Below are 15,548 nucleotides of genomic sequence, written 5' to 3' on the forward strand. Positions count from 1 at the left end.
GGCCCGCGCCGTGGCGACCGCTACGACTCCGCTCCCCAGCGCTAGGCAGCGCTCTTCCAGGGGCTCCGCCTCAGCCCGTGTTCGGGTGCCCGGAGAAGGGGAACCTTCGGATCCTCCAGGACCCCGTGGGCACCCGCCGACGGCCACGGGCCACGGCGGTACCGAACAGACCCGGGCCCGGCAGGTCACACCTGCCGGGCCCGGGCCCTTTCCGGGGTCACCCACTCCTCTCGGACACCGACACCTCCCGCAGGTCCCGTCCCCTGGTCTCCCGGGAGACCGCGACGGCGACCAGGGTGATCGCACCCATGGCGGCCACGTACAGGGAGATCGGTACGCTGCCGCCGAACGAGGCCAGCAGCGCCGTCGCGATCAGCGGTGCCAGGCCGCCCGCCACGATCGACGCCAGCTGGTAGCCCACCGACGCGCCCGAGTAGCGCACACGGGTGCTGAACAGTTCGGAGAAGAAGGCCGCCTGCGGGCCGTACATGGCGCCGTGCAGGACCAGCCCCACCGTCGCGGCCAGGGTCACCGACCAGAAGGTTCCCACGTCGATCAGCGGGAAGAACGCGAACACCCACAGCGCCGCGCCCGCCGCGCCGACGGCCGTCACCGGCCGCCTTCCGAGCCGGTCCGACAGCGCACCCCACAGGGGGATGGACACCAGGTGCACCGCCGAGGCGACGAGCACCGCGTTGAGGACCAGGCCGTCCTCCATCCGTGCCTCCTGGGTGGCGTAGACCAGGATGAACGCGGTGACGACGTAGTACGAGACGTTCTCCGCCATACGCACGCCCATGGCCACCAGGGCCTCGCGCCAGTGGTCGCGCAGCACGCCCAGGATCGGGGCGCGTTCGGGCCTGGCCGAGGCCGCCGCCCGCTCGTGCGCGTCGCGGAAGACCGGGGACTCGCTGACCGCGAGGCGGATCCACAGCCCGATGAGCACCAGCACGCCCGAGAGCAGGAACGGGATGCGCCAGCCCCAGCCCAGGAAGGCCGCGTCGCTCATCACCACGGCCAGCACCGCCAGCACGGCGGTCGCCAGCAGGTTTCCGCCCGGCGCGCCCGCCTGCGGCCAGGACGCCCAGAACCCCCGGTTCCGCGGTTTGCCGTGCTCGGCGACGAGCAGGACGGCGCCGCCCCACTCACCGCCCAGGGCGAATCCCTGGACCACCCGCAACAGGGTCAGCAGCAGCGGCGCGATCACGCCGACCGCCGCGTAGGTCGGCAGCAGACCGATCGCGAACGTCGATCCCCCCATCAGCAGAAGGCTGATGACCAGGAGCTTCTTACGGCCGATCCGGTCGCCGAAGTGCCCGAAGACCAGGCCGCCCAAGGGGCGCGCGACGAACCCCACGGCGTAGGTGGTGAACGCCAGCATCGTGCCGATCAGCGGATCGGACCCGGGGAAGAAGACCTGGTTGAAGACGAGCGCGGCGGCCGAGCCGTAGAGGAAGAAGTCGTACCACTCGATCGTCGTGCCGATGAGGCTGGCGGTGACCACGCGGAGAAACGGGGCTCGCCGCTGGTCGGAGGCGGGGGAGGAGTTCTGTTCCATGCCCGGAACCGTAGGGAGCGCCGACAGGACTGACCATGGGGGTTCCCACCACAGGTCTCCGCCCGATCATGTGCGCACGGTGGGTTGTTGACCCGTGACGGTCCTTTACCGCCCCTTCGCGTGTCCATGCGGCTCCGCACCACCGGTGACGTGGACACTTGCGGGACGGCCCCGAACCGCCGGGGCGACCGGGCCGCCTGAAGGGGAGAGTGTGGACGCCCTCAACGACGCCATCGTCGCCGTCAACGACTTCTTCTGGAGCTACTTCCTCATCCCGCTCCTGATCGTTCTCGCCGTCTACTTCACGGTGCGTTCGGGGATCGTGCAGGTGCGCCTGCTGCCGGAGATGTTCCGCGTCATCCGCGGCGCCCCGGGGATCGCCCCCGACGGCAAGGCGGAGATCTCCTCCTTCCAGGCCTTCGCCATCTCGGCGGCCTCGCGCGTGGGAACGGGGAACATCGTCGGCGTGTCCACCGCGATCGTCCTCGGCGGTCCGGGCGCGGTGTTCTGGATGTGGGCGATGGCCGCGCTGCTGGGGGCCGCGGCGTTCGTGGAGTCCACCCTCGCCCAGCTGTACAAGGTGCGCACCAGCACCGGTTTCCGGGGAGGCCCCGCCTACTACATGCAGTACGGGCTGGGAAAGCGGTGGGTGGGTGTGGTGTTCGCGGTGGTCATCACCGTGACCTTCAGCCTGGTGTTCAACACGGTGCAGGCCAACAGCATCGCCGCCGCCGTGTCCACCTCCGCCGAGGCTCTGGGCGGCTCCCCCGGGTGGCTGCTGTCCGCCGTGGTCGGACTGTTCCTGGTGGGCCTGACCGCGCTGGTGATCTTCGGCGGTGTCCGGCGCATCGCCACCGTCGCCCAGGGGCTGGTCCCGCTCATGGCCGTCCTCTACATCCTCATCGGCCTGTGGGTGGTCATCACCAACATCGGCGAGCTGCCGCGGGTCGTCGGCGACATCTTCGCCTCGGCGTTCGGCGCGCGCGAGTTCGTCGCGGGCGGGGTGGGCACGGCGATCGTCCAGGGCATGCGGCGCGGCATGTTCTCCAACGAGGCGGGGCTGGGGTCGGCGCCCAACGCCGGCGCCACCGCCTCGGTCTCCCACCCCGCCAAACAGGGGCTGGTACAGACCCTGGGCGTGTACTTCGACACCTGGCTGGTGTGCTCGGTGACGGCCTTCATCGTGCTGCTGGCCGGCCCCGAGTACGGGGGTGCCCAGGGGATCGCGGTCACCCAGGGCGCGTTGGAGGCCAGCCTGGGATCGTGGTCGGTCCACGCCCTCACGATCATCCTGTTCCTGCTGGCCTTCACCTCCGTGCTGGGCAACTACTACTACGGCGAGACCAACCTGATGTTCCTGGACAGCACCCCCCAGCACATGACCTACTTCCGCTACGCGGTCCTGGCCGCGGTGCTCCTCGGCTCGCTGGCCCCCCTGACCCTGGTGTGGAGCCTCGCCGACATCTCCATGGGCGTCATGGCCACCGTCAACCTGCTGGCCCTGGCACCGCTGTCGGCGATCGCCTTCCGGCTGCTGGCCGACTACAGCCGTCAGCTGCGCAACGGGTTGGATCCCCAGTTCACGCTCTCCAAGATGCCCCACCTGCGGAACGTGGAGTGCTGGGGCCCGGCCTCCGGTGCCCTTCCCGAGGACGTCCAGCGTGACGAGGGGGAGGCGCCGCCCGACCCGGGCAAGGTCTCGGCCGACCGGACGCGGGCGGAGGAGGAGCCCGGAGGGCCGGACGAGGACGGTGGGGAACGGCCCGACGGTGACGGGGGTCCGGAGCCCCGCTGACGGTCCGGGGGCGGGCACGCCGAGGTGGGCGGCCCAGGGGACCCCCATATCCATCGAACCACGCCCGCGCGCGGTAGGGCGGGTCCTCTTCGGTCCTGTGGACGACCGGGAGCGTCAAGGAACGCCACGGGGTCCGTCGGTGGCCCCGGAACGCCCGGGGCGCGGGCGATCCGGGCGGGAAGGCGGAACCGGGAGGCGGGACGGACACGATAGTGGGGGCATGGAACAGACGACGCCCACCCCCGAGCGCTCCCCCGCCCCCTCTCCCACCGTGCTCCTCCTGGCCGCCCTGGCCGGTCCCGCTCTGGCCGCCCTGACCATTGGCGTGGCGCTCCTGATGCCCTGGTGGATCAGGATGTTCATCGACTCGGCCGCCGGGTGGTGCGCCCTCGTGCTCCTGGTGGGCCTGTGGGGGGGCACCCGGCTCCGGCCCTGGCAGGTGCCCGTCTCCGGAGCCGTCGCCCTGCTCAGCGCCGTGGTGTGCTACTACGGTGCGGCAGCGGTCCTGAACGGCGGGCCGCTCGCCCTCCTGAACGTTCCGGGGTGGCTGTTCCCGGCCTGGCTGTGGCTGCTGGCCGCGTGCGTGGCCGGTCCGCTGCTGACCGCGGCCGGTGCGTGGATCCACCACGACCGACGGCCGCGCCGCATGGTCGGGCTCGGACTGCTGGGTGGGGTCTTCCTCGCGGAGGCTCTGTACCCGGTGCTGGGCTGGGCCCACTTCCGGATCACGGCACCGGAGGCCCACGCGTCCTACGTCTCCCAGCTCGGTTTCCCGACGTCCGTGTTCGTCCAGGCCGGGCTCACCGCGCTGCTGGGTGTCGCACTCGTCCTGGTGGTGGCCCGCAGGCCGGGGGACCGGCTGCGCGCGCTCGGCGCCATGGTGCCCGCGGGCCTGGTGTGGTACGTAGGTGTGTGGGGAGCACAGCGGGTGATGTTCCTGGCCGGGATGGGCTACCTCGGCTGATCCGCGGCGGTGCCCTTCCCCATGCCCTCCCCGGGGCGGCAGGCGGGTGCCCGGTGGACGCCCGGGCCGGAAACACGTGGGATGGTTGTCCACAGGCCGGAGTGGAACGTCCACGGGCGAAAACGATTTTCGGTACTATGCCTGGAGTTATCGCCCGACCACCGCGGAGTACCACCGTGTCCGACCGGACGACGCCCGCCGCCGTACCCGACCCCGCCGTCCCCCATTCGCTCGGTGACACCCTCGCCGGAGGGTGGCACGACCGCGGGGACGATCTGCCCCCCGAGGACTGGGGACGCCGCGGGGGTTCGCGCAGAACCGGGACGGTCTGGCTGTTCGCCCTGTTCATCACCGCGATGGCCCTGGGGCACGCCTGGGTCACCGACCGGCTGACCAGCGAGGCCTTCCTGGCGTGGGCCACCATCTTCACGGCGATCAGCTTCCAGGCGCTGCCCTTCCTGGTCTTCGGCGTGGCGCTGTCGGCCGCGCTGACCGCCTTCGTCCCGACCTCGGTCTACCAGCGCCTCATCCCCTCCAGACCCGGCCGCGCGGTGCCGGTGGCCGGAGCCTCCGGCGCGCTGCTGCCCGGATGCGAGTGCGCCTCGGTGCCCATCGCCGGAAGCCTGATCAAGGGTGGTGTGGCGCCCGCCGCCGCACTGACCTTCCTGCTGGCCGCGCCCGCCATCAACCCGATCGTCATGATCGCCACCGCGGTGGCCTTCGCCGGGCAGCCCGAGATGGTGCTGGCCCGGTTCGTGGCCTCCCTGCTCACCGCCGTCGTGGTCGGGTGGGTCTGGGTGCGCTTCGGCCGCGCCGACTGGCTGCGCCTGCCCGCCCCCACCCACGCGCCCGGTGAGTCCCGGTGGACGGTCTTCCGCGAGTCCATGCTGCACGACATGATGCACGCGGGCGGCTACCTCGTGGTCGGCGGCCTGGCCGCCGCCACCATCAACGTCATGGTGCCGCGCGAGTGGCTGGTGACGGTGGCGGGGCTCCCGGTCGTCTCGGTGCTCGTGCTCGCCGTGCTCGCCATCCTCCTGTCCATCTGCTCCGAGGCCGACGCCTTCGTCGCGGTCAGCTTCACCGACTTCTCCCCCACCGCCAAGCTCGCGTTCATGGTGATCGGCCCGATGGTCGACCTCAAGCTCGTCGCGATGCAGGCGGGCATGTTCGGCTGGCGCTTCGTGGTGCGCTTCGCGCCGCTGTGCCTGCTGGTCGGACTACTCAGCACGTTCCTGATCGGAGGCATCGTCCTGTGAACCGCATCGCCCAGGGGCTCACCCTCGTGCTGCTCGGCGCCGCAGCGCTGACCAGCACCGTCGCCACCGACCTGTACCTGAACTGGGTCAAGCCGGGTTTCGGTCCCTTCCTCGTGGCCGCGGGCGTGGTCATGGTGCTGCTCGGCGTGCTCGTCATCGTGGCCGAACTGCGCGGAGAGGGGAAGGAGGCCTCCGGAGGGGACACCGCGGAGGAGCCCTCCTCCGAGTCCCACCACGAGCACGGCCACGGCGGGCACGACCACTCCCGCGCGCCGAGAGTGGCGTGGCTGCTCCTGCTGCCCGTGATCGCCGTCTTCGTGGTCGCCCCGCCCGCACTGGGCGCCTACACCGTGGAGAACACCGCCGCGGCCTCGCCCCCGCCGCCGGAGCAGCGGGGCTCGGTCCGGTTCGACGACGGGATCGCGGAGGCCGAACCGGGCGAGGTGGTCGAGATGGACGTCCGCCAGTTCGTGATGCGTGCCTGGCTGGACGAGGAGCGCCTGCTGGCCGGACAGGAGGTCGAGCTGACGGGGTTCGCGGTGCCCGACCCCGAGGGCGAGGGCTGGTTCCTGGCCCGCCTCCAGATGTCCTGCTGCGCCGCCGACGCCATCGTCAACAAGGTCCACATCACCAACAGACCCGCCCCGGAGACCGACAGCTGGTGGACGGTGCGCGGCACCTGGATCGAGCCGGAGGGGGAGATCTCCCACGTCAGCCAGCACGAGTTCGAGGTTCTGGAGATGCGGGAGGTCAGCGATACCCCGGACCCCTACGAGTGGTGAGACGGGCCCGCACGGGAGAGCGCAAGGAGGGGGAGCAGGGGCTGACCGAAACCTCCCGAGGATTGACCTTGGTCCCTCCGTGCCCGTAGTCCGCCACACCGTTGGTGCTTCGACGAATGACGAACGCCCCGGGTGACAATGGGCGGGTGTCAGGTTGGGATGACGGGCTCAGGAGGGCGTGGGAGCGGATACGCCCTCGGTCGATCCGTGCCCAGGTCACCTTCACCGCGCTCGCGGGACTGGCGTTCCTCATCGGGGTGGGGCTCTTCCTCACCCTCTTCTTCATCCGTGAGACGGTCATGGCGCAGGTGCGCGACCGTGCCGCGGAGGAGGCCCTCCAGGTCGCCGACCACATCGCGGCCGAACCCTACACGGGGCCGATCCCGGAGGGCGAGGCCGTCCTGCGCATCCAGGTCGTCGCGCGCGACAGCGGTGAGGTGCTCGCCTCGAGCAACACCCTGGAGGGGCGGCCCCAGCTGACCAGCGAGCGGCCCCTCCCCGGCGAGTCCCGCCTGGACACCACCGTCTGCGGACCGGGCACGGGAGTGGACTCCCAGACCTGTCTCCTGGTGGTGGGCTACTCCGTCGACGACACGGTCTACGGCGACGTCGTCGTCCTGGCCGCCACCGGGATGCCCCAGATCGTGGCCACCCGCACGCTGGAGGCCACGATGCTGGTGACGTCGGCCGCTCTGCTCGTCGCGACCGGGCTCGTCATCTGGATCGGGGTGGGCCGCGCGCTGCGTCCCGTGGAGGCGATCCGGGCCCAGTTGGACACCCTCTCCGTCAGTGCCCTGGACCGCAGGCTCCCCGTGCCCGACAGCCAGGACGAGATCGCCCACCTGGCCCGTACCGCCAACGACAGCCTGGAACGGATGGAGGAGGCCGTCAACCGGCAGCGGAGGTTCGTCTCCGACGCCTCCCACGAACTACGCAACCCCATCGCCGGAATGCGTACCAGGCTGGAGGTGGAGCTCTCCGACCCCGACCCCGATCCCCGCATGCGCGAGATGCTGCTCACCGGCCTGCTATCGGACACCGAGCGGCTGGAGAACATCGTCTCCGACCTGCTCGAACTCGCCCGCCTGGACAGCGGCGCCACCCCGGTGCAGGAGACGATCGAGCTGGCGGGCCTGGTCTCGGAGGAGTTCGCGACCGGGCGCCGCGCCCCCGAACTGCGGCTGCACTCCTCCGGTCCGGTGTACGTGTACGCCAACCGGCTCCGTGTCGTCCGGGTGCTGACCAACCTGATCGCCAACGCCACACGGCACGCCGAGTCCCGTATCGACGTCATCGTCCGCAGGGAGGAGGGCTTCGCCGTGGTGGAGGTGCACGACGACGGGGCGGGGATCCCCCCGGGGGAACGGGAGCGGGTCTTCGAGCGCTTCTCGCGGCTGCGCGAGTCGCGGGAGCGCGACCCCGGGGGCAGCGGCCTGGGACTGCCGATCTCGCGGGAGATCGCGCAGGCCCACGGGGGCAGCCTCCTGGCCGGGCACAGCGAACTCCTCGGCGGGGCGGCGTTCGTCCTTCGCATCCCCGAGCACGCCGGGCCCCCGGAGCAGTCCCCGGAGCGCCCCTCGGAACACCCCCGCGGTCCGGACCATCCCGCATGACGCGCGGTTCCCGTCCGGACGGACATAGGCTGCGGACATGGGCCAGGGGACACGCGGGGTGAGTACCGCCGGCGTGTCGCGGCTGGTCCTGCTGCTGGTGTGGGGCACGGTGCTGGTCCTGGCCCTGCTGTGGGGGCCGGAGACGTCCACCCTGCGCGGCTGGGTGGAGGCCGCGGGGACGGCCGGTCCGCTGGCCTACCTGGGCGTGTACGTGATGGCGGTGTTCGCCCTGGTGCCCCGGCCCGCGCTGAACGCCGCGGCGGGCCTGCTCTTCGGGATGTCCTTCGGCCTGGTGCTGGCCCTGCTGGGAGGGGTGTGCGCGGCCCTGGCCCAGCTCTCGGTGGCCCGACACGTGGCGGGCGACGCGGTGGCCCGGCTACTGCCCGCTGGGGCCCGCACCCGCTTGGACGCCCTGGCGGACGGGCACGCCCTGGTGGCGGTGATCCAACTGCGTCTGGTTCCGGTCATCCCGTACCAGGCGGTCAACTACGGCTTCGGCCTGACCCGGATACGGGTGTGGCCCTTCGCGCTGGGCACGCTCGTGGGCGGGGTCCCCGGAACGGCGGCGCTGGTGCTGGTCGGAGCCGGGGGAGCGGACCTGGGCGTGCCGGTGGCCGTGGGCGGGACGGTACTCGCGGTGGCCGTCGGCGTGGTCTGGTGGCTGCGCTCGCGCAGGTGGCGGGCACGGGCCTGAGCCCCCGCCCGCCGCCGCTCCGGTCGACCGTGGCCGATCCGGTTGGTCTCGTCCGGTCCGATCGGCCTCGTCCGGCCTGGGTCAACCTCCGCTGGAGCCGCTGAAGAGGGCGAGTTCGTCGGGTGTGGGCCGGTCCAGTTCGAAGGGTTGGATCTCCCCGCCGCCGCTGTCGGTGACCATGGGTTCCTGGAGGACCTCGGGTTCCTCACCGGCGTGGTGCTGGACCACCATCACCCCGGCGTAGCCGCTGTGGTCCTCCTCGGAGGCGTTGAACGGGACCAGACCCGGTCCCGTCCACTCGTGGGAGTTGAGGGTGTCGAGCAGGCTTTGCCGCGTCAGGTCGGGGCCGGTCTCCATGAGCACCTGGGCGAGCAGGACCGCCTGCACCATGCCGTAGATGGTGGTGTCGGTGAGGGGCGCGTCCCCGTTGTACTGCTCGTGGACCTCCCGGAAGAACCGCGTCCACGGGTCCTCGCGCTGGGCGGCCATCGGCAGGAACGCGGTGATGATGAGCCCGTCGAGGAAGGCCTCGGTCGGCACGTCCTCGGCCGCGGTGCCCTGCGCGTACTCCTCGATCAGCGCGTTGGCCACCGCCACGTCACCGCCGAAGCTGGGCGCCACCCACTGCGGGGTGTAGCCGATCGCGGTGGCCTCCAGGACGGCCAGGGCCAGGAACGCGGGGATGCAGTAGCACACGGCGATCTCGGCGCCGGAGTCCTTGAGCGACTGGACCTGCCCGGCGAGTTCGGGGACACCGGGGTCGTAGGACTCCCACGCCACGATCTCCTCGGTGAGGTACTGCCCGATCCCCGCCTGGGAGGTGGGGCCCACGTCGTCGTTCTGGTAGAGCAGACCGACCTCGTCGTCGGGGAAGTTCTCGGCGATGTACCTTCCCTGGACCTTGGCCTCCCTGGTGTAGTCGACCTGGAATCCGTAGCTGTGGGGGTAGACCTGGGGCTGGTCCCAGGCCAGGGCACCGGAGGAGACGAACAGGTCGGGGACGCCCGCCTCGTTGAGGTCCTCGATCACGGCCTCGTGGGTGGGTGTGCCCAGGCCGCCGAGCATGGCGAAGATCCCCTCGTCCATGAGGTCGTGGGTGACCTGGACGGTCTGTGCCGGGTTGAATCCGTCGTCCTTGACGACGTACTCGATCTGGCGGCCGTGGATGCCGCCGTTCTCGTTGATGTAGTCGAACACGGCACCGGCACCGGCGGAGACGTGGCGGAAGCCGGGGGAGGCGGCTCCGGTGAGCGGCTGGTGCGTGCCGATGACGATGGTGTCGTCGGTGACCCCCGTGGTGCCGGCGGCCTCGCCGGTGTCGTCCTGGCCGCTGGAGCAGGAGGTGAGGAGAATCGTGACGGCCAGCGTCGAGGAGAGGATTCTCAGTGGGCGCATGTTGGTGTCCTGGACTCGGTCGTGCCTTCTCGGAACGGGCGCGGGGGTAGCCCATGGGGGAGGTACACGTCTGCGGAGCGACGGTGGGGGCCGTGTCTACTCGCGAGTGTTACTTGCGGGTAAACACTCTACGCGTGTCGCCGGGGGCCGCAAACCGACCGGTCGTCATGTGAGTGTGCGCAGGTGAGAGCCGCGGGCGTGTCGGGGTCAGCCGTTGAACGCCCCGGGCACGCGGCCGTCGCACCGGTCGGTCAGCGCCTGGTCGGAGTCGGCCCCGGGCTCGGGTCTGGAGCGGTCTCCGTCCAGGGAGCGGGCCGGACCGCGCAGGATCTCGCGGGCCAGCCGGGCGATGCTGTCGGAGGCCTGGTGGATGGGGCTGTCGCGCCGCCAGACCAACAGGTGGCGCAGCTGTATGGGCGCGCCCTCCAGGGGGCGGATGACCACGCCGGGGCCGGTGTCGAAGTCCGGCTGGCACGGGGCGATCGCCCGGTGGTCGGCGATGAGGTCGCGGATCTCGGAGCGGTCGTAGAGGCGGTAGGGCACGTCGGGGGTGAACCCGGCCCGCTGGCAGGCCAGGTAGAAGCACTCGGGCCAGCCGGTGCCGTCCGGCGGGGTCAGCGCCCACGGGGACCCCGCCAGGTCGCCCAACCGGATCAGCGGCCGGTCCGCCTGGGGGTGGTCCTCCCACAGCGCCACGTGTAGCGGTTCCACCGAGAGCATCGCCCAGGACAGGAGCCCGTCCGTGGACAGGTCGCGGTCCACGTAGTCGATCGTGGTCCCCAGGTCCAGGCGGCCCGCGCGGACCAGGTCGGTGACCAGCTTGGGGGAGTACTCCGTGCGCACGTGGACCGGCACGTGCGGGAAGACCTCGGGCATGCGCGCCGACAGTTCCAGGGTCAGCGGCCCGACCCCGCCCACGCGCAGTGTGGAGGGTGAGGCCCCGTGCGCGGTGATGTCGTGCAGCAGGTCGTCCATGGACAGCAGGACGGAACGCGCGCGCACCAGCACGAACTCGCCCAACTCTGTGGGGCGGACCCCGGAGCGGCCCCGGTGGAACAGGGGGCCGCCGACCTCGCGCTCGATCCGCTGGAGCTGGGTGGTCAGGGCGGGCTGGGAGGTGGAGAGCGCGGCGGCCGCCCTGGTCACGCTGCCGGTGTCGGCCAGGAGGCAGATGGTGCGCAGGTGGCGGAGTTCGAGGTCCATGCGTGGAATCTAGGACAGGAGGGGAGCCGTGTACAGACGTGTTCTTCCCGTGCTCGCGGCGAGTCGCGCCGTCTAACGGATCGGTGGCCCGCGCCCCGTGCTGTCCAAGGGGCCGGCCGGGTGGCTTGTGGGATAGGGTGCCCTGGGTCACCATATAGTTGGACGTCCTACTAGATGCTCACATTCCGGACAGGAGCGGGAGAGGTCCATGACGGTTGAACGCACGCTGCACACCCCCGAGGCGGAGCAGCTCCTGGAGCTGACCCGGGAGATGGTGGACAAGGAACTCACCCCCCGCGCCGCCCGGGACGAGGAGAACGGCCTCTTCCCGCGCGAGGTCTTCGGTGTGCTCGGCGCGGCCGGACTGCTCGGTCTGCCCTACCCGGGGGAGTACGGCGGCGGGGACCAGCCCTACGAGGTCTACCTCCAGGTGGTCGAGGAACTGGCCCGGGGCTGGCTCGCGGTCGGCCTGGGTGTCAGCGTCCACACCCTCTCCTGCTACCCCGTGGCCACCTTCGGCTCCGACGCGCAGAAGGACGCGTACCTGCCCGGCATGCTCGGCGGCGATCTCCTGGGCGCCTACTGCCTGTCCGAGTCAACCTCCGGCTCCGACGCCGCGGCCCTGACCACCCGCGCCGAGAGCGTGGAGGACGGGTACCGGGTCAACGGCGCCAAGGCCTGGATCACCCACGGCGGCGAGGCCGACTACTACACGCTCTTCGCCCGCACCGGCGCCCCCGACTCGGGCTCCCGCGGCATCAGCTGCTTCCACGTGCCCGCGGGCACCCCCGGCCTCGGGTCGGCGCCGCCCGAACGCAAGATGGGCATGAACTCCTCACCCACCGCCGGTGTCCTCTTCGACGACGTCCGTCTCGGCGGCGACGCCCTGGTCGGTGCGCGCGACAGGGGCTTCGGCATCGCCCTGTCCGCCCTCGACTCCGGCCGCCTCGGCATCGCCGCCTGCGCCGTCGGCCTCGCCCAGGCCGCCCTGGACACCGCCGTCGCCTACTCCCGCGAGCGCCGCCAGTTCGGCGGCGTCATCGGCGACTTCCAGGGCGTCGGCTTCATGCTCGCCGACATGGCCACCCAGGTCGCCGCCTCCCGGGAGCTCTACCTGGCCGCCGCACGCCTGCGCGACGCCGGACGGCCCTTCGGCAGGCAGGCCGCCATGGCCAAGCTCATGGCCACCGACACCGCCATGAAGGTCACCNNTGCAGGTCCTCGGCGGCTACGGCTACACCCGTGACTTCCCCGTGGAGCGCTACATGCGCGAGGCCAAGGTGCTCCAGATCGTGGAGGGCACCAACCAGGTGCAACGCCTGGTCATCAGCCGCCACCTGGCCCACGAGGGCGCCTGAGTGCACCGGCGGGCGCGCGGGCCTCAGCCGTTTCCGGGACGGGAGCGCAGCATCCTGGCGGTCTCCTCGTGGGGATGCGGCTCCAGTTCCACCGGGCGGTCGGTCAGCACGGCCAGCGCGGAGCGGTACTCCTCCCCGCCCCGTTCCCGGCCCGCGCCAACGTCCAGGTCCACCAGCGTCACCGCCTCGGGGCCCCCGCCGCCCTCCCAGGCCAACAGCTCCGGGGCGGCGTCCGCCGGGCTCACCAGCACCCGCCGCAATCCGCCCGACAGGCCCAGTCCGGTCGCCTTGAGCAGGGACTCCTTGCGGGCCCAGTAGCGGAAGAAGGCGCCGACCCGGTCGGCGGGGGAGAGGCGGCCCCAGGCCTGGCTCTCGGGGGCACCCAGCGTGTAACCCGCGAGCCCCTCCAGGTCGCGGGTCCCGGAGACGCGTTCCACGTCCACGCCCACGGGCACCTCACGGGCCAGGGCGAGTACCACCCACTCGCCCGAGTGGCTGACGGAGACCTCCCACCCCTCGGCGGGGCCGGAGGGGTGGGGTTTGCCGTGCGGGCCCTGCGCGGAGTCCTCGCCACGGCTGGCGCCCGCGCGTTCCTTCTCCTCGCAGGAGCGGCAGCGCAGAGCGAAGGTCACCTTCTCGGGCGGGCAGCCGGCCCGTTCGGCCAGCAGCAGCCGGGACATGGCCCGGCCCAGCAGGTGACGATCGCGGTCGGCCTGGAGGCGGAAGCGGTCGTTGCGCGCGCGTTCCTCCTCGTCCAGCAGTCGCAGCAGTCGGTCGTCGGCGGCGGAGGTGTGCGCCCACCACACCTCGGTGGACAGGGGGGCCGGATCGAGCTTCATGTTTCCCATTGTGGCCCGATCCTCCCCGTGTTCGGTGGTGTGAGGTCAACCCAAACCGGGAATTCGGTTACTGGTAGGTCAGCCCGTCCCCTGGGAGGCCCGGATGTCCGTCGTGATGCTGCTCGGCGCAGGAGCACTCATCGGCCTGGTGGCGTTCACGGCGATCGTCATCGTCGCCCTCCTCACGGAAGAGCCCGAGCCCCGGGTGAGGGAGGCTCCCGCGGACACCGCCGAACCCGCGCGGACCCAGGCGGGGGAGCGGTCCGTGGCCGAGCACGGGAAGCGGGTCTCCTGAATCCTTCCGAGGCGGCCGTGGCCTTCAGGCCGGGGAGGAATCGGACCCCCGCGGAACAGGACGAGGGATGGCGATACGCTCCCTGGTGATCGCTGCCCACCGAAATCGCCGAACCCGCACACCGCCGCTGAAGTCAGTGCCAGCTTGGTAGGCGTCGACCGTGACGGAAACCAAGTCCGAGTCGGCCTACCGCCGGGCCGGCGGGAAGTGATGTCGGGCCCCCGCTGTGTGATTCTGGCGAAGCCCACACAGTAGGGGCGGGAGCTGGTGTAGGACCGATGGGCGGTGCTCTTCCGCCCCTCGCCGTTAACTCGGATCGGCAGTTGGCCGCGAAGCAGAAAGCTCGACCCGTGGGGGAAGAATCTCCCTGCCTTCAGCTAGGAGAGAAGTCAAATGGCCGAGGAGAACCGTCCGGCGTTCGCCGCCGAGCGCCGTGAGCGCATTCTCGAACTCGTGCGCGCCAACGGCACCATGTCCCTGCGCGACATCGCCGCCAAGGTCCGCGCCTCGGAGGTCACCATCCGCCGCGACGTGCGCGCGCTGGAGGCCGAGGGGCTGGTCGACCGCCGCCGGGGCGGGGTCGCCCTGCCGGGGCGGATCGGCCACGAACAGAGCTACTCGGGCAAGAGCGACCAGTGCGCCGCGGAGAAGGCCGCCATCGCCGTGTCCGCCGCCCGCCTGGTCCGCCCCGGCGACGCCGTCACCGTCGGCCCCGGCAGCACCGCGGAGGCCTTCGCCCGCGAGCTCCTCACCCGCGTCGACCTCACGGTGGTCACCAACTCGCTGCGCGTCGCCGAGGTCCTGGCCGGTGCCAGCGGGGTCGAGGTGGTCATGACCGGCGGCACGCTGCACGGTCCCATCCGGGCGCTGGTCGGTGCCGCCGCCGAGCAGAGCCTGGCCGGGCTGCGCGTCAACCGGGCCTTCCTCTCCGGCAACGGTGTCAGCGCCGACCGCGGCCTCAGCACCCCCAACCCGGCCGTGGCCAGCGTGGACCGCGCCCTGGCGGCCTGCGCGGAGGAGACCATCGTCCTGGCCGACCACACCAAGATCGGCGCCGACACCATGGTGCCCACCGTCGCCCCGGAGGAGATCGCCCACCTGGTCACCGACAGCAGCGCCGATCCCGAGGTGTTGATGACCCTGGAGGAGACGGGCGCCCTCGTCCACGTCGCCGTGGTCGCCGACGAGCGGGGGCAGTGAGGAACGTAGGAGGAAGTTTCCTCTGCAAACGGACGAAGAGAGCGCGTACCCTACCGTTCACGCCCGGTTCCACACGCGATCCTGGCGTGCACCTCCCCGCACCGCCCGCCCGATCCGCCCACACGCAGGAGCCGCCGCGCATGCCCTCCACGCCCCAGCACTCGCCCTCCGAACCCGTGCGCGTCACCCCCGAACCCGTGGCGCTCCCCGAACCCTGGGCCGACTCCCGTGTGACGGTGGTCGTGCCCACCTACGACGAGGCCGACAACCTGCCCGTGCTGGTGGGCCAGCTCATGGCCCTGGACCTGCCCCGACTGCGGATGGTGGTCGTGGACGACAACTCACCGGACGGCACGGGGGAGGTCGCCGACAAGCTCGCGGTCGAGTTCCCCGGGCGGATCAGCGTCGTCCACCGCACCCGCAAGGACGGCCTGGGCCGCGCCTACGTCGCGGGCATGACCCGTGCCCTGGACGAGGGGGCCGACCACGTGGTGCAGATGGACGCCGACCTCAGCCATCCCGTGGGCTACGTCCCCCAGCTGCTGGGCGCCCTGCACTCCACCAACGCGGGTGTGGTGATCGGCAGGCGCTAC

The 15,548-nt window shown here is 71.6% G+C and carries 12 protein-coding genes and 2 pseudogenes (1 of these 14 running past the window's edge); 10 read left to right on the plus strand and 4 right to left on the minus strand.

Annotation, left to right across the window (positions count from 1 at the left end):
* Window positions 1-217 precede the first annotated feature (217 nt).
* The gene (locus D455_RS0114985; protein ID WP_017571529.1) at window positions 218-1,558 is read right to left on the minus strand and encodes an MFS transporter; all 1,341 of its coding nucleotides are present in this window, start codon (window positions 1,556-1,558) and stop codon (window positions 218-220) included.
* 211 nt (window positions 1,559-1,769) lie between these two features.
* Here D455_RS0114985 and D455_RS0114990 point away from each other — a divergent pair, with 211 nt between their 5' ends.
* The 6 genes from D455_RS0114990 to D455_RS0115015 all read left to right on the plus strand — a co-directional run bounded on the left by D455_RS0114990 (window position 1,770) and on the right by D455_RS0115015 (window position 8,665).
* Window positions 1,770-3,353: an alanine/glycine:cation symporter family protein gene (locus D455_RS0114990; RefSeq protein ID WP_017571530.1), complete on the plus strand. Its 1,584-nt coding sequence runs from the start codon at window positions 1,770-1,772 to the stop codon at window positions 3,351-3,353.
* Between the two features lie 220 nt (window positions 3,354-3,573).
* Window positions 3,574-4,317: a DUF6518 family protein gene (locus D455_RS0114995; protein WP_017571531.1), complete on the plus strand. Its 744-nt coding sequence runs from the start codon at window positions 3,574-3,576 to the stop codon at window positions 4,315-4,317.
* A 176-nt stretch (window positions 4,318-4,493) separates the two neighbouring features.
* Window positions 4,494-5,576 carry a permease gene (locus tag D455_RS0115000; RefSeq protein WP_017571532.1) on the plus strand — a complete coding sequence of 361 codons (1,083 nt, stop codon included), beginning with the start codon at window positions 4,494-4,496 and terminating at the stop codon, window positions 5,574-5,576.
* Window positions 5,573-6,358, plus strand: coding sequence for a TIGR03943 family putative permease subunit (locus D455_RS0115005; RefSeq protein WP_017571533.1), 786 nt, complete (start codon window positions 5,573-5,575; stop codon window positions 6,356-6,358). Before D455_RS0115000 ends, D455_RS0115005 begins: the two co-directional genes overlap by 4 nt.
* 146 nt (window positions 6,359-6,504) lie before the next feature.
* The gene (locus D455_RS0115010; protein WP_017571534.1) at window positions 6,505-7,971 is read left to right on the plus strand and encodes a sensor histidine kinase; all 1,467 of its coding nucleotides are present in this window, start codon (window positions 6,505-6,507) and stop codon (window positions 7,969-7,971) included.
* 37 nt (window positions 7,972-8,008) lie between these two features.
* Entirely contained in the window at window positions 8,009-8,665 is a 657-nt protein-coding gene (locus D455_RS0115015; protein ID WP_017571535.1) for a TVP38/TMEM64 family protein, read from the plus strand.
* 81 nt (window positions 8,666-8,746) lie between these two features.
* Here the strand turns inward: D455_RS0115015 and D455_RS0115020 are convergent, their stop codons facing one another.
* Entirely contained in the window at window positions 8,747-10,060 is a 1,314-nt protein-coding gene (locus tag D455_RS0115020; protein ID WP_017571536.1) for an ABC transporter substrate-binding protein, read from the minus strand.
* Window positions 10,061-10,267: 207 nt separating this feature from the next.
* The gene (locus D455_RS0115025) at window positions 10,268-11,263 is read right to left on the minus strand and encodes a LysR family transcriptional regulator (protein WP_017571537.1); all 996 of its coding nucleotides are present in this window, start codon (window positions 11,261-11,263) and stop codon (window positions 10,268-10,270) included.
* Between the two features lie 208 nt (window positions 11,264-11,471).
* Here D455_RS0115025 and D455_RS30535 point away from each other — a divergent pair.
* A pseudogene (locus tag D455_RS30535) lies at window positions 11,472-12,621 on the plus strand (acyl-CoA dehydrogenase family protein).
* Between the two features lie 23 nt (window positions 12,622-12,644).
* On the opposite strand, the gene D455_RS0115035 reads toward D455_RS30535, so the two are convergent.
* Entirely contained in the window at window positions 12,645-13,469 is an 825-nt protein-coding gene (locus D455_RS0115035; RefSeq protein WP_017571539.1) for a 4'-phosphopantetheinyl transferase family protein, read from the minus strand.
* A 94-nt stretch (window positions 13,470-13,563) separates the two neighbouring features.
* Between D455_RS0115035 and D455_RS30540 the strand changes: the two genes are divergently transcribed.
* The 3 genes and pseudogenes from D455_RS30540 to D455_RS30545 form a co-directional block, all read left to right on the plus strand.
* Window positions 13,564-13,755: a hypothetical protein gene (locus D455_RS30540; RefSeq protein WP_017571540.1), complete on the plus strand. Its 192-nt coding sequence runs from the start codon at window positions 13,564-13,566 to the stop codon at window positions 13,753-13,755.
* Between the two features lie 393 nt (window positions 13,756-14,148).
* Complete coding sequence (locus tag D455_RS0115045) at window positions 14,149-14,955, plus strand: DeoR/GlpR family DNA-binding transcription regulator (RefSeq protein WP_017571541.1); 807 nt, start codon at window positions 14,149-14,151, stop codon at window positions 14,953-14,955.
* A 140-nt stretch (window positions 14,956-15,095) separates the two neighbouring features.
* Window positions 15,096-15,548: pseudogene (locus D455_RS30545) on the plus strand (polyprenol monophosphomannose synthase); it runs 335 nt beyond the window's last position.

Source organism: Nocardiopsis halotolerans DSM 44410 (genome assembly GCF_000341065.1).
In the GTDB taxonomy this organism is placed as follows: domain Bacteria; phylum Actinomycetota; class Actinomycetes; order Streptosporangiales; family Streptosporangiaceae; genus Nocardiopsis; species Nocardiopsis halotolerans.

Excerpts from the sequence above, each read along its gene's own strand:
- D455_RS0114985 (WP_017571529.1), bottom strand. The coding sequence starts at position 1,558 with ATGGAACAGAACTCCTCCCCCGCCTCCGACCAGCGGCGAGCCCCGTTT.
- D455_RS0115025 (WP_017571537.1), bottom strand. The coding sequence starts at position 11,263 with ATGGACCTCGAACTCCGCCACCTGCGCACCATCTGCCTCCTGGCCGAC.
- D455_RS0115020 (WP_017571536.1), bottom strand. The coding sequence starts at position 10,060 with ATGCGCCCACTGAGAATCCTCTCCTCGACGCTGGCCGTCACGATTCTC.
- D455_RS30540 (WP_017571540.1), top strand. The coding sequence starts at position 13,564 with ATGTCCGTCGTGATGCTGCTCGGCGCAGGAGCACTCATCGGCCTGGTG.
- D455_RS0114995 (WP_017571531.1), top strand. The coding sequence starts at position 3,574 with ATGGAACAGACGACGCCCACCCCCGAGCGCTCCCCCGCCCCCTCTCCC.
- D455_RS0115035 (WP_017571539.1), bottom strand. The coding sequence starts at position 13,469 with ATGGGAAACATGAAGCTCGATCCGGCCCCCCTGTCCACCGAGGTGTGG.
- D455_RS0115015 (WP_017571535.1), top strand. The coding sequence starts at position 8,009 with ATGGGCCAGGGGACACGCGGGGTGAGTACCGCCGGCGTGTCGCGGCTG.
- D455_RS0115045 (WP_017571541.1), top strand. The coding sequence starts at position 14,149 with ATGGCCGAGGAGAACCGTCCGGCGTTCGCCGCCGAGCGCCGTGAGCGC.